The organism is Streptomyces tateyamensis (assembly GCF_003205575.1).
Taxonomy (GTDB): Bacteria; Actinomycetota; Actinomycetes; order Streptomycetales; family Streptomycetaceae; genus Kitasatospora; species Kitasatospora tateyamensis.
Window position 1 is genome coordinate 105,917 of the sequence record NZ_PYBW01000005.1, and the last position, 23,070, is coordinate 128,986.

The 23,070-nt window shown below is 74.4% G+C and carries 22 protein-coding genes and 2 pseudogenes; 8 read left to right on the forward strand and 16 right to left on the reverse strand.

The features are described 5' to 3' along the window. Positions 1 to 122 precede the first annotated feature (122 nt). Positions 123 to 470 (forward strand): cupin domain-containing protein, encoded by a 348-nt coding sequence (locus C7C46_RS01170; protein ID WP_181442127.1) that lies wholly within the window; start codon positions 123 to 125, stop codon positions 468 to 470. A 25-nt stretch (positions 471 to 495) separates the two neighbouring features. On the opposite strand, the gene C7C46_RS01175 is transcribed toward C7C46_RS01170, so the two are convergent. Together C7C46_RS01175 and C7C46_RS01180 are read right to left on the reverse strand one after the other, a co-directional pair. Next, on the reverse strand, positions 496 to 1,392 hold the full coding sequence (locus tag C7C46_RS01175; protein WP_181442128.1) for an adenosine kinase: 897 nt from the start codon (positions 1,390 to 1,392) through the stop codon (positions 496 to 498). 89 nt (positions 1,393 to 1,481) lie between these two features. Continuing rightward, positions 1,482 to 2,117 carry a GNAT family N-acetyltransferase gene (locus C7C46_RS01180; RefSeq protein WP_110664638.1) on the reverse strand — a complete coding sequence of 212 codons (636 nt, stop codon included), beginning with the start codon at positions 2,115 to 2,117 and terminating at the stop codon, positions 1,482 to 1,484. 73 nt (positions 2,118 to 2,190) lie between these two features. Between C7C46_RS01180 and C7C46_RS01185 the strand changes: the two genes are divergently transcribed. Then, positions 2,191 to 2,787: an NAD(P)H-dependent oxidoreductase gene (locus C7C46_RS01185; RefSeq protein ID WP_110664639.1), complete on the forward strand. Its 597-nt coding sequence runs from the start codon at positions 2,191 to 2,193 to the stop codon at positions 2,785 to 2,787. Positions 2,788 to 2,869: 82 nt separating this feature from the next. On the opposite strand, the gene C7C46_RS01190 is transcribed toward C7C46_RS01185, so the two are convergent. The 3 genes and pseudogenes from C7C46_RS01190 to C7C46_RS01200 form a co-directional block, all read right to left on the reverse strand. Further along, positions 2,870 to 3,736 carry an SCO6745 family protein gene (locus tag C7C46_RS01190; protein WP_110664640.1) on the reverse strand — a complete coding sequence of 289 codons (867 nt, stop codon included), beginning with the start codon at positions 3,734 to 3,736 and terminating at the stop codon, positions 2,870 to 2,872. Positions 3,737 to 3,935: 199 nt separating this feature from the next. Further along, the gene (locus C7C46_RS01195; RefSeq protein ID WP_110664641.1) at positions 3,936 to 4,148 is read right to left on the reverse strand and encodes a hypothetical protein; all 213 of its coding nucleotides are present in this window, start codon (positions 4,146 to 4,148) and stop codon (positions 3,936 to 3,938) included. Positions 4,149 to 4,263: 115 nt separating this feature from the next. Further along, positions 4,264 to 5,453 (reverse strand): annotated as a pseudogene (locus C7C46_RS01200) (GTP-binding protein). 372 nt (positions 5,454 to 5,825) lie between these two features. Between C7C46_RS01200 and C7C46_RS01205 the strand changes: the two are divergent. Then, the gene (locus tag C7C46_RS01205) at positions 5,826 to 6,341 is read left to right on the forward strand and encodes a mycothiol transferase (protein WP_181442129.1); all 516 of its coding nucleotides are present in this window, start codon (positions 5,826 to 5,828) and stop codon (positions 6,339 to 6,341) included. 24 nt (positions 6,342 to 6,365) lie between these two features. Here the strand turns inward: C7C46_RS01205 and C7C46_RS01210 are convergent, their stop codons facing one another. The 3 genes from C7C46_RS01210 to C7C46_RS01220 form a co-directional block, all read right to left on the reverse strand. Further along, positions 6,366 to 9,011 (reverse strand): SpoIIE family protein phosphatase/ATP-binding protein, encoded by a 2,646-nt coding sequence (locus C7C46_RS01210; RefSeq protein ID WP_110664680.1) that lies wholly within the window; start codon positions 9,009 to 9,011, stop codon positions 6,366 to 6,368. A gap of 46 nt (positions 9,012 to 9,057) precedes the next feature. Continuing rightward, positions 9,058 to 9,333 carry a hypothetical protein gene (locus tag C7C46_RS01215; protein ID WP_146258952.1) on the reverse strand — a complete coding sequence of 92 codons (276 nt, stop codon included), beginning with the start codon at positions 9,331 to 9,333 and terminating at the stop codon, positions 9,058 to 9,060. 85 nt (positions 9,334 to 9,418) lie between these two features. Next, positions 9,419 to 9,838 (reverse strand): SsgA family sporulation/cell division regulator, encoded by a 420-nt coding sequence (locus C7C46_RS01220; protein WP_110664643.1) that lies wholly within the window; start codon positions 9,836 to 9,838, stop codon positions 9,419 to 9,421. A 226-nt stretch (positions 9,839 to 10,064) separates the two neighbouring features. Between C7C46_RS01220 and C7C46_RS01225 the strand changes: the two genes are divergently transcribed. Beyond that, positions 10,065 to 11,573, forward strand: a complete 1,509-nt coding sequence (locus C7C46_RS01225) for a right-handed parallel beta-helix repeat-containing protein (RefSeq protein WP_110664644.1) — start codon at positions 10,065 to 10,067, stop codon at positions 11,571 to 11,573. Between the two features lie 60 nt (positions 11,574 to 11,633). Here the strand turns inward: C7C46_RS01225 and C7C46_RS01230 are convergent, their stop codons facing one another. Both C7C46_RS01230 and C7C46_RS01235 read right to left on the reverse strand, forming a co-directional pair. After that, positions 11,634 to 12,176 carry a gamma carbonic anhydrase family protein gene (locus C7C46_RS01230; RefSeq protein ID WP_110664645.1) on the reverse strand — a complete coding sequence of 181 codons (543 nt, stop codon included), beginning with the start codon at positions 12,174 to 12,176 and terminating at the stop codon, positions 11,634 to 11,636. 101 nt (positions 12,177 to 12,277) lie between these two features. After that, positions 12,278 to 14,410 carry a lanthionine synthetase LanC family protein gene (locus C7C46_RS01235; protein ID WP_146258953.1) on the reverse strand — a complete coding sequence of 711 codons (2,133 nt, stop codon included), beginning with the start codon at positions 14,408 to 14,410 and terminating at the stop codon, positions 12,278 to 12,280. A gap of 186 nt (positions 14,411 to 14,596) precedes the next feature. Between C7C46_RS01235 and C7C46_RS01240 the strand changes: the two genes are divergently transcribed. From C7C46_RS01240 to C7C46_RS36160, 3 genes and pseudogenes are all read left to right on the forward strand, one after another. Next, entirely contained in the window at positions 14,597 to 15,952 is a 1,356-nt protein-coding gene (locus C7C46_RS01240) for an SDR family NAD(P)-dependent oxidoreductase (RefSeq protein ID WP_110664649.1), read from the forward strand. Positions 15,953 to 16,030: 78 nt separating this feature from the next. After that, the gene (locus tag C7C46_RS01245; protein ID WP_110664650.1) at positions 16,031 to 16,918 is read left to right on the forward strand and encodes a DMT family transporter; all 888 of its coding nucleotides are present in this window, start codon (positions 16,031 to 16,033) and stop codon (positions 16,916 to 16,918) included. A gap of 131 nt (positions 16,919 to 17,049) precedes the next feature. Beyond that, positions 17,050 to 17,781, forward strand: a pseudogene (locus tag C7C46_RS36160) (SAM-dependent methyltransferase); the annotation flags it as partial. Here C7C46_RS36160 and C7C46_RS01255 read toward each other — a convergent pair. From C7C46_RS01255 to C7C46_RS01265, 3 genes are all read right to left on the reverse strand, one after another. Then, positions 17,733 to 19,091, reverse strand: a complete 1,359-nt coding sequence (locus C7C46_RS01255; protein WP_146258954.1) for an MFS transporter — start codon at positions 19,089 to 19,091, stop codon at positions 17,733 to 17,735. The pseudogene C7C46_RS36160 and the gene C7C46_RS01255 sit on opposite strands and share 49 nt — an antisense overlap. A gap of 211 nt (positions 19,092 to 19,302) precedes the next feature. Continuing rightward, positions 19,303 to 20,175 carry an NmrA family NAD(P)-binding protein gene (locus tag C7C46_RS01260; RefSeq protein WP_110664652.1) on the reverse strand — a complete coding sequence of 291 codons (873 nt, stop codon included), beginning with the start codon at positions 20,173 to 20,175 and terminating at the stop codon, positions 19,303 to 19,305. After that, the gene (locus C7C46_RS01265) at positions 20,172 to 20,597 is read right to left on the reverse strand and encodes a nuclear transport factor 2 family protein (RefSeq protein ID WP_110664653.1); all 426 of its coding nucleotides are present in this window, start codon (positions 20,595 to 20,597) and stop codon (positions 20,172 to 20,174) included. The genes C7C46_RS01260 and C7C46_RS01265 overlap by 4 nt, the downstream gene beginning before the upstream one ends. A gap of 83 nt (positions 20,598 to 20,680) precedes the next feature. Here C7C46_RS01265 and C7C46_RS01270 point away from each other — a divergent pair, with 83 nt between their 5' ends. After that, on the forward strand, positions 20,681 to 21,289 hold the full coding sequence (locus tag C7C46_RS01270; RefSeq protein ID WP_110664654.1) for a TetR/AcrR family transcriptional regulator: 609 nt from the start codon (positions 20,681 to 20,683) through the stop codon (positions 21,287 to 21,289). Between the two features lie 40 nt (positions 21,290 to 21,329). Here the strand turns inward: C7C46_RS01270 and C7C46_RS01275 are convergent, their stop codons facing one another. From C7C46_RS01275 to C7C46_RS01285, 3 genes are all read right to left on the reverse strand, one after another. Beyond that, positions 21,330 to 21,686: an ArsR/SmtB family transcription factor gene (locus tag C7C46_RS01275; protein ID WP_110664655.1), complete on the reverse strand. Its 357-nt coding sequence runs from the start codon at positions 21,684 to 21,686 to the stop codon at positions 21,330 to 21,332. Positions 21,687 to 21,717: 31 nt separating this feature from the next. Continuing rightward, positions 21,718 to 22,080 (reverse strand): PhlB family protein, encoded by a 363-nt coding sequence (locus tag C7C46_RS01280; protein WP_110664656.1) that lies wholly within the window; start codon positions 22,078 to 22,080, stop codon positions 21,718 to 21,720. A 105-nt stretch (positions 22,081 to 22,185) separates the two neighbouring features. Further along, positions 22,186 to 22,956: a TetR family transcriptional regulator gene (locus C7C46_RS01285; RefSeq protein WP_245983982.1), complete on the reverse strand. Its 771-nt coding sequence runs from the start codon at positions 22,954 to 22,956 to the stop codon at positions 22,186 to 22,188. Positions 22,957 to 23,070 lie beyond the last annotated feature (114 nt).

The following is a 23,070-nucleotide window of genomic DNA, read 5'->3' on the forward strand; positions in this document are numbered from 1 at the left end:
CCTGCCCCATTGGTGTTGAATGATCCGCCGACGAACCTACCGGTCCGTCAGCACGGCCTACGGACAGGGTCCGCGCATCCGTGCCGAGGAGTCAGCAGTTCCGCAGTGTCGAGGAGCCAGTGGTGCACATCTTCCGGTTCGACCGCGCCGAGCGGCCGATCACCCGCTTCGCCAGCACCGGCGCCACCGCCACCCGGGTGGCGGCCGGCGACGGGCCCGGATACGTGACCTGCCTGGCCATCGCGCCGGGCGGGGCGATCGGCACCCACCCGGCCCCGGTCCGCCAACTCTTCCTGGTGGTGGCGGGCGAGGGCTGGGTGGCCGGTCCCGACGGGCAGCAGGTGGCGTTGACGGCCGGGTGGGGTGTCTGCTGGGAGGCGGGAGAGCAGCACACCTCGGGGACCGAGTCGGGGCTGACCGCCCTCGCGGTGGAGGGCGACGGACTCCAGCTCTACGCGCCCCAGGACTGACCCAGCGTCAGCCCCGCCGGAGGCATCAGCCCCACGCGGGATCCGTCAACTCCGTGCGTCCGATGAACTCCGCGCGGGTGGCGGGTACGGTGCAGGCGTACGCGCCCGCCCGTGCCCCGTACCCGGCGCAACGCCCCCAGGGCTCGCCGGCCAGCCAGCCGAAGAGGAATCCGCAGGCGAACGCGTCCCCCGCACCGTTGGAGTCCACCACCGCGGCCGGCGGCTCGACGGCGGGCAGCTGGCGGACCGCCCCGTCCGCCAGCAGGTACGCGCCGTCCGCCCCCGCCGTGGCCACCACGGCCCGGGCCCGCCCGCGCTCGGCGATGCTGCGCATGGTCGCCTCGGGGTCGGCCAGCGCTGCGGCGGACAGGAAGACCAGGTCCGCCTGGAAGGCGAACTCCTCGTGGTACGGGTTGCGGCCGTCCCAGTCGTGCAGGTCGGTGGAGGTGGTCACCCCGGCCGCGTGCAGCATCGGCAGCGCGCTCGCGCACGGCTGGGTGATCGCGACGTGCGCGTGCCGGCTGCGCCGCGCCAGCTCGTCCACCACCGCCGGTGACAGCCCGTCGGCCGCTCCCCCTCGGGTGCCGTCGTAGAGCGAGAGCCGGCGCCCGTCCGGGCCGACCAGGTTGACCGCGCGCTTGGTGCCGCCGGGGTGCGGCAGCGCGGTGAGCCCCACGCCGTGCTCGCGGTGCAGGGCGCGGACCAGTTCGCCCTCGGGGTCCGCGCCGAGCAGGTCCAGGTGGTGGGTGCGCAGGCCGAGCGCGGCCAGGCCCAGGGCCACCATGTCCCCGGTCTGCCCGGCCCGGGTCACGATGCCGGGCACGTGGTAGCTGTCGGCGTACGGGAGCGGGAGCTGCGGGACCTGGACGATGGTGTCCACCCCGGCGCCGCCGAGGACCAGCACGTCGTACTCGGTGCGCATGGGCATCCCTTCCTCCGCCGTCGACCCGCCGTCGACCCGCCGTCGACCCCGCGAGTCAAGCAGGTGACGGATCATCGGAACAAGGAATTTCAGAAACTTTCCGCAAGCTCTTGCGACGTGCTGCGGCCGAAGTAGATCAGCTCCGGCGCCGCGGGCACCGCGAGCTCACGGAAGCCGAGCCGCCGGTAGAACGCGCCGGCGGGAGCGTTGGCGGCCAGCATCCCCAGGTGGACCGCGCCCACCCCGCGGGCATTGAGCGCCCCCAGCAGCGCGGCTATCAACTCCCGCCCGTAGCCGGCCCGCTGATGGCTCGGCAGCAGGTCGATGTGCAGGTGCGCCGGGTAGTCGGCCAGCTCCGGGACCAGCATCCGCTCGGGGGTGTGCAACAGCTCGGCCATCTGCTCGCCCGGAGTCACCGGTACCCCGGCCGGGCGCGGCAGCCGCTCGGCGACCCGGGGCAGCCACTCGGCCCGGAACCGGCGGACGAACTCGGCCGTGTCCGCCGTCCCGAGGACGTACCCGACCGCCCGCTCGCCGTCGTCCACCACGAACGCGAGCTCGGGCTCCAGCACCGTGTACGGCTCGGCGAAGATGCTGGGCAGCAAGGCCAGGTCCGGATACACCTCCCGCGAGTCGCCACCGGCCAGCCCGGTACGCACGCAGATGTCCGCCACCGCCGCGCGGTCGGTGGGGCGGTAGGGACGGATGATCGCTCGTTCGGTCATGATGCCGAGCGTAGAGCCTCCCCGTGCGCCCCTGCCGTACCATCGGTGTTCGATCACTTCGGGGGGCAGCAGTATGAATCGGATCGGGGTCTACCTGGCGCACCCGCGCCCTGGCAGCTTCAACCACGCACTCTTCGAGGCCGTGGTGGACGAACTGCGCGGCCGTGGCTGCGAGGTGCGCGCCCACGACCTCTGCGAGGAGGGCTTCGAACCGCTGCTCACCGCCGCCGAGACCGGCACGGTGGCCGCCGCCAGGACCGCCACCGATCGCCAACTCGCTCTGCACCGGGCCGAGGTGGCCACTCTGGACGGCCTGGTGCTGATCCACCCGAACTGGTGGGGCATGCCGCCCGCGGTACTGGTCGGCTGGGTGCAGCGGGTCCTGGTGCCCGGCGTCGCCTACAAGCTCGGCACGGCCGACGGCGAGCCCGCCGGGCTGCTGCGGGCCGGGCGCGCCCTGGTGCTCAACACCTCGGACACGCCCGAAGCCCGCGAACACGCCGAGTTCGGCGACCCGTTGGAGCGGATCTGGGCGGCCTGCGTGCTGCCCTACGTCGGGGTGCACGAGGTCCGGCGCACGGTGTTCCGGACGGTGACCGACTCCTCTCCCGAGCAGCGGGCCGCCTGGCTCCGACAGGCACGGGAGCAGGCGGCCGCGCTGGCCGGCTGAGCAGTCGGCGACAGCTCCGCCGACCGGGTCGGCCGAGCCCTCGGGCGACCCGGTCAGCAGAGCACTCGGCGCGGTCCGCAGCCTACCTTCGGCCCGCGTCGGTCGCGAAGACACCGCCGGGGAATGCCCCGTTGGCCACCGTTGCCGCCGTCAGCTTGCCCGCCAGCTCGGTGAGCCGGGCCACCCCCGCCTCGCCGAGCAGCTGGTAGGGCGCCACGGCCAGCCGGTCCGTGCGCTCCTCGATCTGCTGGCGCAGCTGCTCGCCGGCCTCGGTCAACTCGCCCACCGCGTCCAGCAGCCCGCGCGAGCGCAGCCGGTCCTCGGCGGCGGCCCACTCCTGCTCGCTCCAGCCCCGGGTGGCCCGCGCCGCCTCGGGGAGGAAGCCCTTGCCGGTCGCAGTGTGGCTGATCAGCGCCTCCAGTCCGTCCAGTTCGGCATCCAGCAGGGCGGCCAGGTGCCCGTCCCCCCGGTGTTCGCGCAGCAGCGTGGCCGCGTGCCACAGGCGCAGCCCGGGCTCCTCGGGCACGGCCAGCTCCGCGTGCGCCGCGTACAGCGGCCGCCCGGCCGGGGCGCACGCCTGGCTGGCCCGCAGCGCCAGCTCGGCCGCCTCGGCCAGCTCCGCCGAGGCCAGCAACTCGGCGCCCAGCGTGCGCTGCTGAGCGGCGGCCACAGCGCGCAGCCGGGCCGCCAGCACCTGCTCGGGCGCGGCGATCTCCCACAGTGCGGGGACGTGACGGGCGATCAGCGCCGGGTTGAAGTTGTAGAACGTTCCGGCCACCACCCCGGCCCCGACCCGCCCCATCGCGGCGGCCCGCCCGGCGAAGTAGCTCATCGCACCCCGCTCCAGCCCCAGCGCGGTGAACTCCGTCTGGGTCTCCGGCGCGAAGTAGACCATCGAGTGCAGCGGATTGACCACGTTGTAGCAGCGCCTACCGGCGAGTAGCGTCATGCGGCCAACCGTACTCCCAGCGGTCCCAGCAGACTACGGCTTCCGACCCCGGCCGGGTAGGGCGGCGGGGTCACGCGCAGGACGGGGCCGGGCTCGTGCGGCAGGATGCGCCGACTCACAGGTCGCCGCCCCCTGCTTCGACCAGGCCTGACCTGACCTGACCTGACCTGCCCCTCGCCCCGTCCCGCCCGACGCACTCTCAGGAGTGCCCGCCCACCAACCCCGCGGCGCCGTCCCTGGCCGTGGTCACCACCAGGTCCGGCACCCGCTCGGTGATCGGGCGAGCCGCCTCTGCGGCCGTCGGCGGCGGGCCGCCCAGGCTCTCGGCCGCGGCGCACGGGGCGGCGGCGAGCACGGCGAGGGCGGCGGTGGCAACGCCGGCGGCGAGCCGGCTGCGGGTCGTCAGCGTCATGCCCTGTCCAACGACCGGCCCCGGCCCCCGTCGCTCACCTCACCCCGAACGGCTCAACGGACCCTGCCGGGTGCGGCGGCCCGAAGGCCCGGCCGCCGCACCGCTGTCACCGCTGTCACCGCTCCGCCGGCGCCGGCGCGTACCCGGCGGCCCGGGTGCTGAACCTCCCGCGCCCCTGGGTGCGGCTGCGCAGCCGGGTGGCGTAGCCGAACAGCTCGGCCAGCGGGACGGTGGCCGAGACCACCGCCGTGCCCGAGCGGACCGCCTGGCCGGTGACCCGGCCGCGGCGGGCCGCGAGGTCGCCCAGCACGGCGCCCACGGCCTCCTGCGGAACCGTCACCGTCACCTCCGCGACCGGCTCCAGCAGCACCATCGCGCACCGCCGCAGCGCCTCGCGCAGGCCCAGCCGGCCGGCCGTGCGGAAGGCGAGCTCCGAGGAGTCCTTGGGATGGGTCGCCCCGTCCGTCAGCACCACCCGCAGCCCGGTCACCGGGTGCCCGCCCAGTGGCCCGTCCGCCAGCGCGTCCCGGCAGCCGGCCTCGACCGCCCGCACGTACTCCGCCGGGACCCGCCCGCCGACCACGGTGGAGGCGAAGGCGAACTCGCCCTGCGACCACGGCTCGACGTCCAGCACCAGGTGCGCGAACTGCCCGGCCCCGCCGTCCTGCTTGACGTGCCGGAAGACCACCCCGGCAACGCCGCGCCCGACCGTCTCCCGGTAGGAGACCCGCGGCCGACCCACCGTCAGCTCGGGGCCGCCGGCCTGGCGCAGCTTCTCCACCGCGACCTCCAGGTGCAGCTTTCCCAGGCCGGAGAGCACGGTCTGCCCGGTCTCCGGGTCGGTCCGCACCGCCAGTCGAGCTTGTTGACGAAGGCGATCCGCGGCACGCCGTGCCGGTCGGCCTGCCGCCAGACCGACTCGCTCTGCGGCTCGACCCCGGCCACCGCGTCGAAGACCGCGACCGCACCGTCGAGCACCCGCAGCGAGCGCTCCACCTCGTCGGCGAAGTCGACGTGGCCGGGGGTGTCGATCAGGTTGATCCGGTGTCCGTCCCAGGCGCAGCTGACCGCGGCGGCGAAGATGGTGATGCCGCGTTCGCGCTCCTGCGGGTCGAAGTCGGTGACGGTGGTGCCGTCGTGGACCTCGCCGCGCTTGTGGGTGCTGCCGGTGGCGAACAGGATCCGCTCGGTGAGCGTGGTCTTGCCCGCGTCGACGTGCGCGAGGATGCCGAGGTTGCGGACGTTCAGCGCGGTCCGGGTGGTGAGCGTCGTGGGGGTGGTCAGGGTGGTCAGGTCGGTGCGCATGGCCCGAGGCCTTTCGGGGTGGTGCGGGAGATGGGCGGCGCGATTGCCCCGCTCCCCGACCTGAGCAGGCGTCGGCTGACGGATGCTCAGGCGGTGGCGGGTCCCCGGTGCCGGCCGCGCGGCGGGCACCGGTGGACCCCGGACACCAGGATCACCTCGAACCGGGACGCGGGGACGACGGCAGCGGCGTGTGCACGCATGGCCGTCTCCTCCTTCGTCGTCCCAGTGGCGCCACAACTCGGCTGCAGCGCGCGGTCGTCGGCGAGTGTATGCAGCCCCGGCGCGGCGCGGCCACCGGTTTTGCCCGCGGCGCGCGAAGATCGGCCCGGGACCAGTCAGAACGGCACGGCACCGAACGGAACGGAGGCGCCCATGACCGCCGCGAGCGCCAAGCTGCTGATCGACTCCTTCGAGCGCGTACGCGAGACGGTGGCCGAGGTGCTGGACGGCCTCACCCCCGACGAGCTGCGCTGGCGCGGCGCCGACGGGCGCACCAACCCGGTCGGGTGGCTGGTCTGGCACCTGACCCGGGTGCAGGACATCCAGATCGCGGCAGTGGCCGAGCTGCCCGAGGTCTGGCAGGCCGACGGCTGGCAGCAGCGGTTCGACCTGCCCTACCCGGCCGAGGCCAGCGGGTACGGCGCATCCAGTACCCAGGTCGGCCGCTTCCACGCGACCGCCGAGCAGTTGGCCGGCTACCACGAGGCGACCCACCGCCAGACCGTCGGCTACCTGGCCACCCTGCACGAGCGCGACTACGCCACGGTGGTCGACCAGGCCTGGGACCCGCCGGTGACGCTGGGCGTGCGCCTGGTCTCCACCCTGGTCGACGACCTGCAGCACGCCGGCCAGGCCGCCCTGGTCCGCGGCTGCCTGCAACGCCGCTGACAAGCCTTCAGTTCCGGGGCCGCCTCAGGGCAGTTCCTGCTCCGCCCAGATCACCTTGCCGGACTTGGTGTACCTGGTCCCCCAGCGCGCGGCCAGCTGGGCGACCAGGAACAGCCCGCGCCCGCCCTCGTCCGTGCTGGCGGCGTAGCGCAGGTGCGGGGCGGTGCTGCTGCCGTCCCAGACCTCGCAGACCAGCACCCGGTCCAGCAGCAGCCGCACCTGGATGGGCTCGGTGGCGTACCGGATCGCGTTGGTCAGCAGCTCACTGAGGATCAGCTCGGTGGCGAAGTCCAGCTCGGCCAGGCCCCAGTCATGCAGCCGGCGGCTCACCTCGCGCCGCACCCCGGCCACCGCCGCCGGGTCGGCCGCGACCGCCCAGCGGGCCACCCGCTCCTCGGGCAGCACCCGGGTGCGGGCCACCAGCAGCGCGATGTCGTCGCTCTGGTGCGGGGGCATCAGGGTGGCCAGCACCCGCTCGCAGGTGGCTTCCGGGTCCGGGTCGGCGCGTTCCAGCGCGCTGCGCAGCCGCTCCAGCCCCTCGTCGATGTCGCGCCGGCGGTCCTCCACCAGGCCGTCCGTGTACAGCACCAGGCGGCTGCCCTCGGGCAGCTCGAACTCCGCCGCGGTGAACGGCAGTCCGCCCACGCCCAGCGGCGGCCCGGCCGGCACGTCCAGGAAGGCCGCGGTGCCGTCGGGGCGGACCAGCACCGGCGGCGGGTGGCCGGCCCGGGCGATCGTGCAGGTGCGGTCCACCGGGTCGTAGACCGCGATCAGGCAGCTGGCGCCGATCACCCCGGCGCCCTCGCCCCCGCCGCCGCCGACTGCGCCCCGGTCGCGCCCGTCCGCGGCCCCGTCCCCGTCCTCGACCGGGCCGCGCTCCAGCTCCAGCCGGTTGACCACGTCGTCCAGGTGGCCGAGCAGCTCGTCCGGCGGCAGGTCCAGGGTGGCGAAGGTGGCCACGGCGGTGCGCAGCCGGCCCATGGTGGCGGCCGCGTGCAGCCCGTGCCCGACCACGTCGCCGACCACCAGCGCGACCCGGGCGCCGGGCACCGGGATCACGTCGAACCAGTCGCCGCTCACCCCCGCCTGGGCGGGCAGGTACCGGTAGGCGACCTGGAGCGCGTCCTGCTCGGGCAGCCGTCGCGGCAGCAGCGAGCGCTGCAGGGTGGTGGCCAGCGCGTGCTCGCGGGCATAGCGGCGGGCGTTGTCGATCGCCACCGCGGCCCGGGCACCGAGCTGGACGGCCAGCGCCAGGTCGTCCTGGTCGAAGGCCTCGGGCCGCTCGGCGCGCCAGAACATCACCGTACCCAGCCGCACCCCGCGGGCCTTGAGCGGGACCCGCAGCAGCGAGTGGACACCGGCCTCGAGCACCCGCCGGGCCCGGGCCGGGTCCTGGGCCTGCCAGGCGGTGGCGGCGCGCAGGTCCCGCTCCAGGGTGGGCCGCCCGCTGTCCAGGGTGCGGGCCCACGGGGTGGCGGGGACCACCGAGATCAGCTCGCCTACGGGGTAGAACGGCGGGTCCGGGCGCACCGCGCCCAGCGCCGTGCGGCGCACCCGGCCGCTGTCGCCAGGGCCGGGCTCGTCGCCGCGCAGCACCGACTCGGCGAGGTCGACGGTGACGTAGTCGGCGAAGCCGGGGACCGTGACCTGGGCCAGTTCCTCGGCGGTGCGGGAGATGTCCAGCGTGGTGCCGACCGCCATGGTGGCCTCGTAGAGCAGCCGCAGCCGGCGCTGGGTGGCCACCGCCGCGGCGGAGACGGCGTGCAGCTCGGTGGAGTCGCGCAGCGTGGCGACGCTGCCGGGCGGCCCGCCGCCGCGTCCGATCGGGCGCACGCTGACCAGCAGCAGCCGCTCGCCGCTGGCCAGCATCTCGTCGCTGGCCTCGCTGCCCGGGGCCAGCAGCGTGACGGCCGCCGCCGGCAGGCCGAGCTCGTCGAGCGGCCGGCCCTCGGCCTCGGGCGGCAGCGCGAGCAGGCGGCGGGCCTCGTCGTTGACCAGCAGCAGCCGGCCGTCCTGGTCCAGGATCAGCACGCCTTCGCGCACCGCGTGCAGCACCGCGTCGTGGTGCTCGTACATCCGGGTCATCTCTTCCGGACCGAGCCCGTGGGTCTGGTGCCGCAGTCGGCGGCTGGCCAGCGCGGTGCCGCCGGTGGCCAGCGCGAGGGCGGCGGCGGAGGCGGCGAGCACCAGCGGCAGCTGGCGGTTGGCCAGCCCGCTGACCTTGCTGGTGGTGATGCCGGCCGAGACCTCGCCGACCACCACGTGGCCGGGCCCGTAGACCGGCACCACGGCCTGCACCAGGGGCCCCAGGGTGCCGTTGACCCGCTCGATCACCACGTTCCCCTGGGTGGCGGGCAGGTAGTTCCCGACGAACTGGTGGCCGATCCGGTCCGGGTTGGGGTGGGTGTAGCGGATGCCCTCGGTGTTCAGCACCACCACGAAGTCCACCCCGGAGCCGACCCGGGCCGCCTCGGCGGCGGGCTGCAGCAGCGCGGTGGGGTCGGGCGAGGCGAGCGCGGCGACGATGCCGGGGGAGGCGGCGAAGGTCTGGGCGACGGCCAGCGAGCGGTTGCGCGCCTCCTGGGCACTGTCCCGCTCGGACTGCAGCACCAGCGCGCTGACCGCGGCCACCACCAGCAGCAGCACCACCACGATCTGCAGCGCGAACATCTGGCCCGCGACGCTGCGCAGGCCGCGGGTCCAGCGCCGGTGCGGGTCAGAACGGTGCGGCTGCCTCACTGGCGATCTCCAGGGCCCCGGTGCCGACCTCGTTGACCACCGCCGTGAAGGTGGCCTCCTCGCCGCCCGGCAGTCGCAGCCGGCCGTCGGCGACCCGCGCCATCAGTTCGAAGTCCTCGTCCCGGTCGGCCTGCAGGTGGCCGCCCCAGCTGACGCTGCGGGCGGTGCCGCGGTCGACCAGGTCGGCGTGCACGGCGATCTCGAAGCCGTGGTCGATCAGGGTGGCCCACCCTCGGTACACGTGTTCGCTCACGCCGCCAGTCTCTGCCCTCGCAGGGCCCCGCGCATGGCGGAGGCGGCCGGGACGGCCCGCGGCAGGGCCCACCCGCCCACCCCGCTCACCCCTCCTCGGGCAGGTCGGCGAGCCAGCGGTCCAGGTCGGCCTCGTACTGCTCGGTGCCGGCCGGCACCTGGGCGTAGCTGCGGCCCAGGAACTCGTTCAGCCCGGCCTCCTCGGTGCGCAACAGGGCCGAGCCGTGCAGGCCGCGCAGTTGGAGCAGCACGTGCAGGTGGTCCGCCTCCGGCTCGATCAGCACGTCACCGCGGCCGGTGGGGACCTCCAGGCCCTCGGCCAGCAGGTCGCGGCCGAAGGACCACCGCTCGGTGAGGCCGAGCGGCAGCAGGAAGTCGACGTGGACGGCGTACGGATCCCCGACGTCGTACCACCAGGTGGCGTCGAAGGTGATCCGCTCGCCGAGCCCGGTGCAGACCAGCTCTACCGGCATCGTCGTCCTGACCGCCGCGGTGTTGTCGTTCATCTGGGCGCTCCCGTCCGGTTGCTGGTGGGAGGCCGTTGATGCCCAGTTCTACGGCGGCCAAACCAGCCAATGCCCTCTGCTGTCCCGTGGGCCCCAGCCGCCCGGCAGGCATCGATCATTCAATCAAGGGACGATCACTATTCGATCGAACGCTCCGGTTCCCTTGACCCGATCGGCAGCCGCTTCCTACCTTGTGGCCCCACCCCATCCCCCAGAAGGGCCCTCGATGCGAACCAGCCCATCCAGCAGGAGAGTTCGGGCACTGACCGCGATCCGGGCCGCGGTCATGGCGGCCACCGTGCTGGCCGCCACGGCGTCGGTCACCGGGCCGGCCGGCGCCGGCACCGCCACCACCGTCCACCTGGACTGCTCGCAGCCCTCCGGCGGTGACGGCAGCCTGGCCGCGCCGTTCAACTCGGTCGCCGCCGTCAACGCCCTCACCTTCCGCCCCGGCGACACCCTCGCGATCGCGGCCGGCACCCGCTGCACCGGCACCCTGGCTCCGCTCGGCAGCGGCACCGCGACCGCCCCGGTCACCATCGCCCCCTACGGCAGCGGCGCCGCGCCCGTGCTCGACGGCACCGGCGCCGAGAGCGCGCTCACCCTCACCAACCAGGACTACTGGACCATCGGCGCGATCGAGCTGACCGACAACGCCACCGCCCTGGCCCAGCGCGAGGGCCTGCTGATCCAGTCCACCGACGGCACCGCGCACCGCGGCTACGACGTCGACGGCCTGCTCGTCGACGGCGTGGCCGGCCAGACCGACAAGGCGAGCTACGCCACCGCCTTCGCCAACTCCGCCTGCATCCGGTTCGGCACCACCGGCACCGGCTCCACCCTCAACCAGGTGACGGTCCACCACACCCGGGTGAGCGACTGCGGGGGCGGCGGCATCAAGGTCCGGGTCGGCGCGGCGGCCGCCAGGGGCACCGGCGTGCTGGTCGAGCAGAACACGGTCAGCGCCGTCGGCGGCGACGGGATCATCGTCTCCTACGCCGAGTCGCCGATGGTCCAGTACAACACCGCCGCCGACCTGGGTACCGGCAGCTACCCGTGGACCGGCGGCAACTTCGCCGGGATGTGGGTGCTCGGCGACCACAACCCCGTGCTGCAGCACAACGTCGTCCACGGCAGCGTGATGTCGGCCTACGACAGCGAGGCCTTCGACTGCGACTGGGGGAACACCGGCACCTGCACCGTCCAGTACAACTACAGCCACGACAACGCGGGCGGGCTGTTCCTCAACTGCGACGGCTGCGGCACCTCGGGCGGGGCGACCGAGATCGTGCGGTACAACGTGGCGCAGAACGACTGCCGGATCATCAGCAGCGGCAACGCGTCCACCCTCTGGTTCTACAACAACACGGTGTACTGCCCCAACCACCGGCTCACCGTCCAGTGGCCGACCACCAGTCACGTCTGGAACAACATCTGGGTGGGGACCTCCGACTCCGCCATGCCGACCGGGGCCGGGATCGACTACGAGTGGAACATGTGGCAGAACGTGCCGCGGCCGACCGCGAACGGGATCGTGGGAGACCCCGGCCTGCTCGCCCCCGGTACCGGCGGGGACACCCTGGACTCGCTGGGCGGGTACCGCCTGCGCACCACCTCGCCCGGCCTGCTGAACGGCGCCGTGGTGAGCGGCAACGGCGGCCAGGACCTGTGGGGCAACCCGGTGTCGGCGACCGGCAAACCGAACCGCGGGGCGTACGACGGGCCCGGGATGTGAGGCTCGCCTGCCGGCGGTGACGGGACGTCAGGGCAGTACGCGTCCTGACGTCCCTCCCACTCACCTCACCTGGCCCACCGGAGCCGCGTGGGCCGCGTGCGCCTCGGCCAGCAGCAGGTAGCCCTCGGCGTTGGCCTTGATGCTGAGCAGCTCGTCGGCCGTCACCTCGCGCTTCACCCGGGCCGGCACCCCGGCCACCATCGAGCCGGGCGGCACCTGGGTGCCCTGCTGCACCACCGCACCGGCGGCGATCAGCGAACCGGCTCCGATCCGGGCCCCGTTGAGCACGGTGGCGCCCATGCCGACCAGGACGTCGTCCTCCAGCACGCAGCCGTGCAGCACCGCGTTGTGGCCCACGGTGACCCGGCGCCCGACCTCCACCCGGAAACCGGGGTCGGCGTGCACCGTGCAGTTGTCCTGGATGTTGGACTCGGCGCCGACCGTGATCGACTCGGCGTCCCCGCGCAGCACCGCCTGGTACCACACGCTCGCCCGCTCCCCCAGCCGCACCGCGCCCACCACTACGGCCGTCGGCGCCACGAACGCGCTCGCGGCCACCTCCGGCTCCAGCCCCCCGACGCCGATGATCAGTGCCTCCGCCATACCCGCGTCCTCCCCGGCTCGCCGCTAGACCAGGCAAGGCTACCGGCCAGACCCCCACCAGGAGCCCTCTTCGCAGCAGCGCGCCGCAGAAGTTGACAAGGCTATCGGGGTATGGGCGGATGCAGGGCCAGCAGCGCCGGCACGTCCGCCGGCGCCGCCAGGCGCAGCAGCCCGTGCCCGATCCCCGCCAGCCCGACCAGCAGCGACGGGTTGGCCAGGCCCTGCGGGAGCCCGCAGACCCAGCCCCGCTCGTCCAAGGCGTCCAGCGTGCTCGCCGCCCGCCGCACCCCCACGGTGTGCCACGGCTCGCCGGCCAGCAGCAGCGGCTCCAGGTTCCCGAAGTCCCCGTGGCACAGGGAGAAGTCCAGTCCGAAGCCGTGCCGCACCACGGTCTCCAGGGCGATGTCGCGCTCCTTGCGCAGCAGGTCGTTGTCCAGCAGCTCGGCCAGTTCCACCCGGGCCAGGGCGATCCCGGCCGCGCCGTGGCACCAGAGCACGGGGTAGCTCGGCGGTCCGTCGGCCACCCGGGCGTCGCGCCAGTTGGCCGCCTTCGGGTCGAAGAGCGTGCGCTCGTGGTCCAGCGCGTCCAGCGCCAGCTCCGCGAGCCGGGCCTCGCCGAGCAGCTCGCCGGCCTTGGCCAGGGCCCACCCGATGCCCGAGCCGCCGTGCGCGAACCCCGCCAGCGGGCGCCCCGCGCCTGCCGTGGGCCACCCGGTACCGCCCTCGCTCTGCACCCGGCCGGCCGCCGCCAGGTGGCGGGCACACCGGGCCACCGCGTCGGTCACCGCACCGCTCGGACGGACCGCGCCCCAGGCCAGCAGCCCGCCGATAGTGCCGGCGTTGCCCGCCAGCAGGTCGTATCCGCTGTCCGCGGCGGCGGTCGCCGCGACTCGTCGCAGCATCAGGTCCGCCGCCGCCTCCACCTCGCGGTCACCGGGCCGGTCCGCCGCCAGCTGGGCCAGGGCGTACAGCACGCCGCCCGTCCCGGCCAGTCCGCCGCCCAGCCGGTCCGCGGTCCGCCGCAGCTGCCGGTGCAGGGTCAGCTCGGCGCCGCGGGCCGCCTGCTGGAGGTCTGCGTCCCCGCTGACCCGGCCCAGCTGGTGCAGGAAGAGCAGCACCCCGGCCGTCCCGCTGTACAGGTCCGGCCCCAGCTCGGCCGGCGTCCAGCGGCCGGGCGCGGCCCAGGTGGGACCGAGCCAGGCCAGGTCGACTGGGTCGACCGGGTCGCCCGAGCGGTAGGCCGCGCGCAGCAGCTCCTCGGCCGCCGCCAGCGCCTTGGCCAGCGCCCGCTCGCGCAGGCCGGCCGCGGTGGGCGGGGGCCCGGCGAGCCGCTCGGTGACCAGCACCGTCGGCCGGCGGCGCGGCTCCACCGGCCCATCGGCGGTGCTTACGGCCAGCCGGAGCAGCCACAGCTCGCGGTCCAGGTCGGCCGGGTCCAGCCGGGCAGGCTGCTCGGCGGCCAGCAGTCGGTACGCCTCGGTGAAGCCGGCCGCCAGCTGCTCGGTGTGCGCGGCCTCCTGCCGGCTGCGGGTCGGCAGCAGGCCGCTGCGCAGCACGGAGTGCCGCAGGTCGTGCCGGGCCAGGCGCTCGGCGGCGGAGCGGTCGCCGGGCTGGTCGGGGTGGGCGGGGTGACCGGGGTGGTGCGCCGCTCCCGGGTCGACCAGCACCGGCTGGTCGCGCACCGCGACCAGCACCGGTCGGCCGCCGCCCGGGCCGGCCAGCAGGTGCAGCACTGCGGCCAGCGTGCCCACCCGATGGTGGAAGGTCTGCAACTCGTCCTGGCTGCGGGGTGCTTCGGTAGCCAGGTGAGCCCGCCAGCCGTAGCCGTCCCGGGCCAGCAGCGGGAGTTGCAGCAGCGGCAGGCGCAGCTGCGGGTTGAGCCGGTCCAGCAGGTCCTGGACCCTCAGGAGCAAGTCGTCGAGCGGGCGGGGCTGGTAGACGATCCGGGTGCCGTTCGCGAACTGCAGCAGGTGCCCGGCGGGTGCGCCGGCCTCCGGACCGGCCTCGCGCGGGCCGACGGCTTGCGGGTCAACGCCCTGCGGGCCGGCCGTGTGCGGGTCGCCGGCCCGCGGGTCGCCGACGGGTGCCTCGCCGAGCCGGGTCAGCCCGGTGAGCTCGCCCTCGACGGCGAACCGCTCGCGCAGGGCTGCCCGGTCGGCGGCCAGGCGGCTCAGCAGCGTGAGGTCATCGGGCTCCGGCCGCCCGGTGGTTGGGCGGCGTGCGGGGGCGTCCACCACGAGATGCTGCTGCCTTTCGTCCGAGGTGACCTGACTGTGCGTCAGTAGTGTGCAGCAGTGCCGGTCCGGTCCGCAGCCCGCAAACCGGTTTCACCACGGCCCCCTCGCTCCCTACCATCGCCACAACCGCCCGGCAGCACGGCCCGGCGGGTCCGAACACCCAGGTGGCGAACGGGGAGAGCCATGCCCGAAACCGAGACACCCATCACCGAGGAGGAGTTGGCCGCCTTCACCCGCACGCTCGGGCGACTGCGGCAGCTGCCCCTCGGCGACCGCACCCGCCGGCGGGCCGACCGGATGATCGCGTCCTTCGCCCGGGACAGCCGCCGCGAGCGGCGCCAGGGCCAGCGCGATATGCGGGCCGCGGCCGACGCCGCGGTGCTGGCCGCCACCGCCACCTGCGCGGCGGACCGCCGCGAGGACGCGCCGCTGGCCTCGGCCGCCGGCACCCCCGGCGAGCTGATCCGCGCCCGCCGCTGCTACGTGTGCAAGGCCAACTACCAGCAGGTGGACGGCTTCTACCACATGCTCTGCCCGGCCTGCGCCGCACTGAACGGTGCCCACCGGGCGCTCGCCACCGACCTGCGCGGGCGCCGGGTGCTGCTCACCGGCGGACGGGTGAAGATCGGGTTCCAGCTGGCCCTGATGATGCTGCGGGACGGCGCCGAACTGATCGTCACCAGCCGCTTTCCCGCGGACACCGTGCGCCGCTTCCAGGCCGCCCCCGGCAGCGAGCAGTGGCTGGACCGCCTGACCGTGCTCGCCCTCGACCTGCGCGACCCGCGCCAGGTGCTCGCGCTGTGCGAGCACCTGCACGCCCAGGGCCGACCGCTCGACATCCTGGTCAACAACGCCGCGCAGACCGTCCGCCGCCCGGCCGCCGCCTACGCCGCGCTGACCGCGGGCGAGTCGGTACCGCTCACCGGACCGGCCGCGCACCAGGTGACGCGGTGGGCCGCGCCGGGGTTCTCGCTGCGCACCGCGCTCGGGCCGGGCACCGGCTCCGGCCGGCCTGCGCTGCCCGTCGACGAGGCCGGCCTGCTGCCCGACACCGCCCCCGCCAACTCCTGGTCAGCGCGGCTGGGCGAGCTCGACCCGGCCGAGCTGCTGGAGGTGCAGCTGGTCAACGCGGTGGCCCCGGCCCTGCTCTGCGACCGCCTGCTCCCGCTGCTGCTGGCCTCGCCGCACCCCCGCCGCTACGTGGTCAACGTGACCGCCGTGGAGGGCCGGTTCGCGGTGCGCAACAAGACCGCCGGGCACCCGCACACCAACATGGCCAAGGCCGCGCTCAACATGCTCACCCGCACCAGCGCGGCCGAGCTCGCCGCGCGCGGCGTGCACATGTGCGCGGTGGACACCGGGTGGATCACCGACGAGAACCCGGCCCCGAAGAAGGCCCGGATCAGCGCCAGGGGCTTCCGCACCCCGCTCGACATCGTGGACGGCGCCGCCCGGGTCTACCACCCGATCGTGCTCGGCGAGGCGGGCGAGCCGGTCTCGGGCGTCTTCCTGAAGGACTATCAGGAGGCCGACTGGTGACGGCCCGGGCGGCAGGCTCGCGGCACCCGTTCACCGGAGTGCTTGGTGGCCGGGTGCGGGTCCCCCGATGATGGGGGCATGATCTCGATCCTGTTCGCCGTCCTGACCGCGATCAGCAACGGCACCGCCTCGGTGCTGCAGCGGCGGGCCGCCGCCGAGGCGCCGGAGGAGGCCGCGCTGCACCTGTCGCTGCTGCGCGACCTGCTGCGGCGCCCGGTCTGGCTGGGCGGGATCGCGATGAGCATGGTGGCGGCGGTCTGCCAGGCGGTGGCGCTGGCCACCGGGCCGATCGCGGTGGTCCAGCCGATCTTCGTGATCGAGCTGCCGTTCACCCTGCTGCTGGGCGGGCTGCTGTTCCACCGCTCGTTCCCGCGCGCGGTCTGGCTCGCGGTGGTGCAGGTGGGCGGCGGCCTGGCGCTCTTCCTGCTCGCGGCCGCGCCCAGCGGCGGGGACGAGGCGGTCTCCCCCGGCTCCTGGTTCCCGGCGCTGCTGGCCAGCGGGGCCTTCCTGGCGGTGACCCTGGGCATCGGCCTCAAGGTGCACGGCAACGCCCGCGCCGCCGCGCTCGGCCTGGCAGCCGCCTGCGGCTACGCCCTCACGGCGGCCCTGATGAAGGACGCGATGGCCCGGCTGAACGAGGGCGGCGCCGGTGCCCTGTTCACCAGCTGGCAGCTCTACGCGACGGCCGCGATCGGCGCGGGCTCGCTCTTCGTCCTGCAGAACGCCCTGCAGGCCGGCTCGCTGGCCGCCTCCCAGCCCATGCTCAGCATCGGGGACGCCCTGATCAGCACCTGCTACGGCGTCACCCTGTTCGCCGAGACCCTGCGCACCGGCTGGTGGCTGCTGCCCCAACTCGCCGCCCTGGCCCTGGTCCTGTTCGGCTGCCTGAGCCTGTCCCGTTCCCCCCTCGCCGACGGCCTGGCCGGCGGCCCGCCGGTGGACGCGGACACTGCGGCGAGGGTGTGAGCCGGGCCCTGCCGCATCCGGTGACGGGGTGAGCCGGGCCCGGCCGCGGGCTGCCGCCCACCCCCCATTGCCCTGACCGGTCATGATCCACCATCATCTGGTGCTGAGTCCGCGTCAGAGAGAGGCCAGCCGTGTCGGAGCAGCAGCAGAGGACCGCCAGCGGTTGGCAGACCGGCCCGGGTGAGGCGGCGCCGCCGAACATCGCGCGGGTCTACGACTACCTGCTGGGCGGCAAGGACAACTTCCCGGCGGACCGGATCGTGGCCCAGCGGATCGAGGAGACGCTGCCCGAGGTGCAGCTCGGGGTGCGCGCGCAGCGGGCGGTGCTGCGTCGGGTGGTGCGGTACCTGGTCGGCGAGGCGGGCCTGCGCCAGCTGCTGGACCTGGGCTCGGGCCTGCCCACGGCCGACAACGTGCACCAGATCGCGCACTCCGTCGACCCGGCCACCCGGGTGGTGTACGTGGACAACGACCCCGTGGTGCTCACCCACGCCCGCGCCCTGCTCGCCGACAACCCGCAGACCGTGGTGGTGGCCGGCGACCTGCGCGACCCGGCCGCCCTGCTGACCGACGAGCGGTTGCGTGACCACCTGGACTTCGAGCAGCCGATCGGCCTGCTGCTCTGCGGGATCCTGCACTACGTGCTGGACGAGGAGGAGCCGGCCCGGATCCTGGGCGAGCTGGTCGCGGCGCTCCCGTCCGGCAGCTACGTGTTCCTGCACCACCTGCTCGCCGCCGGCGACGACCAGGAGGCGGCCGCCACCGAGGCGGTGCTGCGCCAGGGGGTGGGCCGGGCCCAGTTCCGCACGCTGGATCAGGTGGCTGCGTTCCTCGGCGACCTGACCCCGGTGGACCCGGGCGTGGTGACCGTCTCCCAGTGGCGCCCCGAGGCCGGTGCCCCCTCGCTCGCGGACAACCCGGTGCTGCGCCTGGCCGCCGTCTGGGTGGCCCGCAAGGGCTGACCGGCCGGCTCGGGGCGCCCGCTCAGCCGGGGCAGGCTGCGCACCGCCGCGCCCAGCCCCAGCAGCGCGAGCAGTCCGAGCACCGGCAGCGCGCCGGCCGGGCCCAGCCAGCCGGCCAGCGGGTAGCTGAGCAGCCAGCAGCTGTGCGAGAGGGAGAACTGTCCCGCGAAGGCGTCGGCCCGGTCCGCCGGGTCGACGCACCGCCGCACCAGCCGCCCGGCCTGCGCGGTGACCAGCGCGCTGCCCGCCCCGATCGCCGCCCACAGCGCCAGCAGGGCCGGCCACCGCCAGCCGCCGGCCGGGGCGAGCGCGAGCAGCCCGAGCGGCAGGAAGAGCGCGCCGAGCAAACTCCCGGCGGCCAGCAGCACCCGCCGCTCGGCCACCCGCTCCAGCAGGCCGGGTAGCAGCAGGGCCGCCGTCATCGACCCGGCCCCGTAGGCGCCCAGGGCGAGCGGCACGTCGCCCGCACCCCGGTGCAGGTACTCGCGCACGAAGCCGACGGTGTTGACGAAGACCACCGCGCCGGCCGCCGCCACCGTCAGGTCCAGGGCGAGCAGCGCCCGCAGCGGCGGCGCGCCCCACAGCAGCCGGACACCGCGCGCGGCCCGGACCAGCACCCCGCCCGGCACCGCCCGCCGCAGCTGTCCCGGCAGCGCCACCGAGGTGACCAGCACCGCCGAGGCGGCGAACCCGGCCGCCGTGCCGAGGAAGAGCCGGTGGTAGCCGACCAGGGTGAGCAGCACCGCCGCCAGCGCCGGGCTGAACAGGCTCTCCAGGTCGTAGGTGAGGCTGGTGAGCGACAGGGCCCGGGTGTACTCCCGCTCCTCGGGCAGCAGTTCGGGTATCACCGACTGGAAGGCCGGGGTGAAGGCGGCCGAGGCGGCCTGCAGCAGGAAGACCAGCAGGTAGACCTGCCAGACCCGGTCCACCAGCGGCAACGTGAGCGCCACCGCGGCCCGCAGCAGGTCGGCCCCCACCAGCAGGGCCTTGCGCGGCAACCGGTGCGCCTGCGCACTGATCAGCGGGGCCAGGCCGACGAAGGCCACCATCTTGATCGCCAGCGCCGTGCCCAGCACCGTGCCGGCCCGGTCCCCGGCCAGGTCGTAGGCCAGCAGGCTGAGCGCCACGGTGGCCAGCCCGGTGCCGACCAGGGCGACCAGCTGGGCGGTGAACAGACGGCGGTAGGCGCGGTGGCGGAGCACGGCGAGCATGGCGGGCACCTCGACTGGACGCGAGCACAGTTGGTTACGTCAACACCTGCGCACATATTGGCGCCAACTCGCCCGCGGCCGCAAGCCTTGGGGCCCGGCCAGGGTCATCCGGAGGCGAAGCCGGGTGGGCGGTGCGGCGGAGCACGGTGCGGCACTCAGCGGCGTCCTGACCGAGGGTCTCGCGCTGGGACCGCCTGACCGTCCTGGCACATCAGCTGCCGCATCGCATCTCCCTCTCCAGGAGGGCTCGGAAGGTGCGCGGGGGCCGACCGGTAAGGCGCTGGACGGTGTCGGTGGTGCGGTCCTCCGCACCTCCGGCGATGGCGCGGTCCATACCGGCCAGCATCGCGGCGAACTCCCCCGGCATCTGCGCCGTGAGGCGGTCGCGCATCTGTTGGTACGACAGACGGCGGTGGACCACGGACCGACCGGTGACCTCGGTGATGATCGCCGCGATGTCGTCGTAGCCGAGCGGCTCGGGTCCGGTGAGGACGAGATCGGCGTTGGGGGCCTGCTCGTCGGTCAGAGCGCAGACGGCGACGGCCGCGATGTCCCCGGCGTCGACGAAGCCGACCCGGCCGCGGTCGGTGGCGGTCCAGATGATGCCCTCGTCCCGGATGCTGCGGGCGTGCGCGTGCGTACCGGTGAAGTTCTGCATGAACCACGAGGGCCGCAGCACCGCCCACTGTTCGAAGAGGTCGGGCAGGGCCCGGTGCACAGCTCCCACCGCCGGGCCGCCCTCGGGGATGGCCGAGGAGCTCAGCAGCACCGCGCGGTGCACGCCGGCGGCGCGGGCCTGACGGAGGAACGGCAGCATGATCGCCGCGGGGTCGGCATCGCCCGGGGGCGGGACCAGGTAGACGCGGTCGACGCCCTCGAGGGCGGCCGCGTGGGTAGCGGGGTCGTACCAGTCGAACCGGACCGCCTCGGCGCCGGCGACCGGGGCGGCAGTCGCGGTCGCGACCGGGGCGGCCCGGCGGCCGGCGGCTTTGACGCGGTGACCCGCGGCCGTCAGCTGTGCGGCGGTGCGGCTGCCGGTGGTGCCGGTGGCGCCGAGGACCAGCGTGGTGCCGGTGGTGGTCATCGGCTGCTCCCGGCGAAGGCGGCGCCGGATTCCTGGACGGCGAGGGGGTTCCAGTAGTCGCGGTAAGAGGTGAGGTGTCCGTCTCGAACCGTCACAACGGCGATGTAGGTCATGTCGAAGGGCGCGTCGCTCTCCACCATGCGGCCGACGCCGCGCATCTCGACCACGATGGTCTGCGGGTCGGTGGTCTGATGGATCCGCAGGTCGGGGAAGTCGTACAGGTCGATGTGGTCGGGGTAGTGGCGCATGTAGGCGGCGATGGCCTCCTTGCCCTCCAGCCGCTGGGGCCAGCCGTCGGGGGCGAAGGGGAACTCCATGAGGCCGTCCTCGGCCCACAGGGCGACCCACGCGGACATGTCCTTGTCGAGCAGCAGTCGCAGGCTGTGGCGGTACAGATCCGCCGGGGCGGTCGGTGCGGACATGGGCAACCTCCAGTTAGAATGCGGACCCTAGGTCCGGTTTGACAATACGGACCACGGGTCCGCTTTGCAACTGGAGGTGCGGCATGACCGAGCGCAGGCCCCGCAAGGACGCCGCCCGCAACCGGGAGGCCGTGCTCACGGCCGCCGACGCCCTTTTCGTCCACTGCGAGAGTCCCGAGGACGTCACCATGGCCGACGTCGCTGCGGCGGCCGGCGTCGGCAAGGGCACGCTCTTCCGGGCCTTCGGCGATCGCGCCGGGCTGCTCCGCGCGCTGTACGAGGCACGGCTGGAACCGATCAGGCAGGCCGTCGAGATCGGCCCACCGCCGCTGGGGCCCGCGACCCCTGCACGAGACCGCGTGCCCGCCCTGCTCGATGCCGTCCTGTGCTTCAAACTCGACAACCGGCGCCTCGCGCTGGCCCTGGAGGAGAGCGGGAGCAGCAGCCCCTACCGGGCGGAGCACTACGAGCGGTGGCACAGCCTGCTCCGAACCGTCCTGGAGCAGGTCCCCGGCCTGGCCGACAGCGGCTTCACCGCCCACGCCCTGCTGGCCGCCACCCGGGCCGACCTCGTCGAGCACCTGGCCGGAGCGGAGCGAATCCCGCGGGAACGACTGCGGTCACAGCTGGCGGACTTCGTCACCGGCGTCCTGGCCTCCGGCGCAACGCAGGGGTTGGCCGCCGAGGAATGATCGAGGGGATTTTCGTTTCGCCCCCCGGGGGGCCGCGGGCTCAGTCGTGGGCCGGCAGGTGCCGCAGCTCGTGCTCGGCCACGTTCAGCGCCTCGTCCACCAGGCGGCGCAGGTGGCCGTGGCGCAGCGCGTACACCACGCGGCGGCCGTCCTTGCGGGTCGTCACCAGCCCGGCCAGCCGCAGCTTCCCGAGGTGCTGGCTGACCGAGGTGCGCGCCGCACCGCACGCCTCGGTCAACGTGGTGACGTCGGCCTCACCCTGTCCGAGCCGGTGCAGCAGCGCGAGGCGGGTGCGGTCGGAGAGCATCGCCAGGATCCCGGCGGCGATCTCCAGCCGCTCCTCGGTCACCGGTTCCTGCACATGGTGCGCAGCTGGGAGCTGCGAGCGGTTGCTCATGCGCCCATCGTAGGACCCGGGTCGACGGCCCCTACAGCAGCCGGAACTCGGCCACCTCGCGGTCCTCACCGACCGCGTGCAGCTGGACCCGGGTGCCTACCGGGACCACCTCGTACCGACTGGCCGTCACCACGGCGGCAATGGTGAGGCCTTCGTCCAGCGTGACGGCGCAGTTCTGCCGGATCCGGTGCTCCAGGTACTCGGAGCGGACCACGGCACCGATCCGCCGGACCACGCCGAGGCCGGCGCTGCTGCGCTCGTGCATCTCGGTCGAGCCGCAGACCGGGCAGAGCAGCCGGAAGTGTTCGGTGGGCGAGCTGCACCAGCCGCACTGACGGTAGATCAGCTCGACGGGGCTCTCCACGGCGGCTTCGGCGACGAGAGTCTGGTTCACGGATCCCTCCGGGGCGGCTGGCAGTGGGGCGTGCCGAGACCATATGGCACTCGGTGCCAGTGCACAAGACCGCCCAGGACAGGGAATTTGACGATCTATGGCATCTCAGGTGGCACTGAGTGCCGCCTGAATCTCGTCCACCACCCGCCACATCGGCGTGCCCCGCCGGGCCACCAGGACGACCACTTCCTCGCCCTCGCGCACCTCTTCGGCCCCGTCGGCCCCGTCGGCCTCTTCGCCTCGGGCCGTCGGCCCGGCCGGAACGGGCGCCTGGTCGCCCCAGGTCGCCACCACGTACGCGAGCGCCTCGGTCACACTCGCCTCCGGGTCGCGTTCGGCCCCCGAGCGCAGCCAGCTGCGCAGCGCGTTGTTGTGCGCGGCGACCACGGCGGCGGCCACCACGTCGGCCCGCAGCCGGCCGTCCGGGCGGTGCGCGTAACGGCTGCGCAGGTAGTCGGCCAGCGCCCGCTCGTAGCGCCAGACCGCGGACAGCTCGTGCGCCCGCAGCGCCGGCACCTCGCGGGTGAGCCGGTAGCGGCGCACCGAGAACACCGGGTCGGCCGCGTACATCCGCAGCACCAGCCGGGCGGCCGCGCCGGCCCGCTCGACCGGGTCCTCGGCGGCGCCGGCCGGGTCGGCCAGGAAGGCGTTCATCTCGGCCAGGCAGCCGTCGTGGTCCGGGAAGACCACCGACTCCTTGGACGGGAAGTACCGGAAGAACGAGCGCCGGCCGACCCCGGCCAGCGCCACGATGTCGTCCACCGTGGTCTGCTCGAAGCCGCGTTCGTCGAACAGCCGCAGTGCCGCCGCGACCAGCGCGTCACGCATCGGCGGCTTGGCGGCGGGTCTCCCCGCGCGCTCGCGTTCCTGGCTCATGGCTCGGACCGTACCATCGAAATCGCGAACGAGGGTACTGAGTGCCTTTGCAAATGGCACTCAGTACCCTTATGGTTCGAAGCACCCCGACGTAACAGGAGACAGGCCGTGAGC

Coding starts and splice junctions, on each gene's coding strand:
- C7C46_RS01175 (WP_181442128.1), bottom strand. CDS start 1,392: ATGCGCACCGAGTACGACGTGCTGGTCCTCGGCGGCGCCGGGGTGGAC.
- C7C46_RS01180 (WP_110664638.1), bottom strand. CDS start 2,117: ATGACCGAACGAGCGATCATCCGTCCCTACCGCCCCACCGACCGCGCG.
- C7C46_RS01185 (WP_110664639.1), top strand. CDS start 2,191: ATGAATCGGATCGGGGTCTACCTGGCGCACCCGCGCCCTGGCAGCTTC.
- C7C46_RS01190 (WP_110664640.1), bottom strand. CDS start 3,736: ATGACGCTACTCGCCGGTAGGCGCTGCTACAACGTGGTCAATCCGCTG.
- C7C46_RS01195 (WP_110664641.1), bottom strand. CDS start 4,148: ATGACGCTGACGACCCGCAGCCGGCTCGCCGCCGGCGTTGCCACCGCC.
- C7C46_RS01205 (WP_181442129.1), top strand. CDS start 5,826: ATGACCGCCGCGAGCGCCAAGCTGCTGATCGACTCCTTCGAGCGCGTA.
- C7C46_RS01210 (WP_110664680.1), bottom strand. CDS start 9,011: ATGTTCGCGCTGCAGATCGTGGTGGTGCTGCTGCTGGTGGTGGCCGCG.
- C7C46_RS01220 (WP_110664643.1), bottom strand. CDS start 9,838: ATGAACGACAACACCGCGGCGGTCAGGACGACGATGCCGGTAGAGCTG.
- C7C46_RS01225 (WP_110664644.1), top strand. CDS start 10,065: ATGCGAACCAGCCCATCCAGCAGGAGAGTTCGGGCACTGACCGCGATC.
- C7C46_RS01230 (WP_110664645.1), bottom strand. CDS start 12,176: ATGGCGGAGGCACTGATCATCGGCGTCGGGGGGCTGGAGCCGGAGGTG.
- C7C46_RS01240 (WP_110664649.1), top strand. CDS start 14,597: ATGCCCGAAACCGAGACACCCATCACCGAGGAGGAGTTGGCCGCCTTC.
- C7C46_RS01245 (WP_110664650.1), top strand. CDS start 16,031: ATGATCTCGATCCTGTTCGCCGTCCTGACCGCGATCAGCAACGGCACC.
- C7C46_RS01255 (WP_146258954.1), bottom strand. CDS start 19,091: ATGCTCGCCGTGCTCCGCCACCGCGCCTACCGCCGTCTGTTCACCGCC.
- C7C46_RS01260 (WP_110664652.1), bottom strand. CDS start 20,175: ATGACCACCACCGGCACCACGCTGGTCCTCGGCGCCACCGGCACCACC.
- C7C46_RS01265 (WP_110664653.1), bottom strand. CDS start 20,597: ATGTCCGCACCGACCGCCCCGGCGGATCTGTACCGCCACAGCCTGCGA.
- C7C46_RS01270 (WP_110664654.1), top strand. CDS start 20,681: ATGACCGAGCGCAGGCCCCGCAAGGACGCCGCCCGCAACCGGGAGGCC.
- C7C46_RS01275 (WP_110664655.1), bottom strand. CDS start 21,686: ATGAGCAACCGCTCGCAGCTCCCAGCTGCGCACCATGTGCAGGAACCG.
- C7C46_RS01285 (WP_245983982.1), bottom strand. CDS start 22,956: ATGAGCCAGGAACGCGAGCGCGCGGGGAGACCCGCCGCCAAGCCGCCG.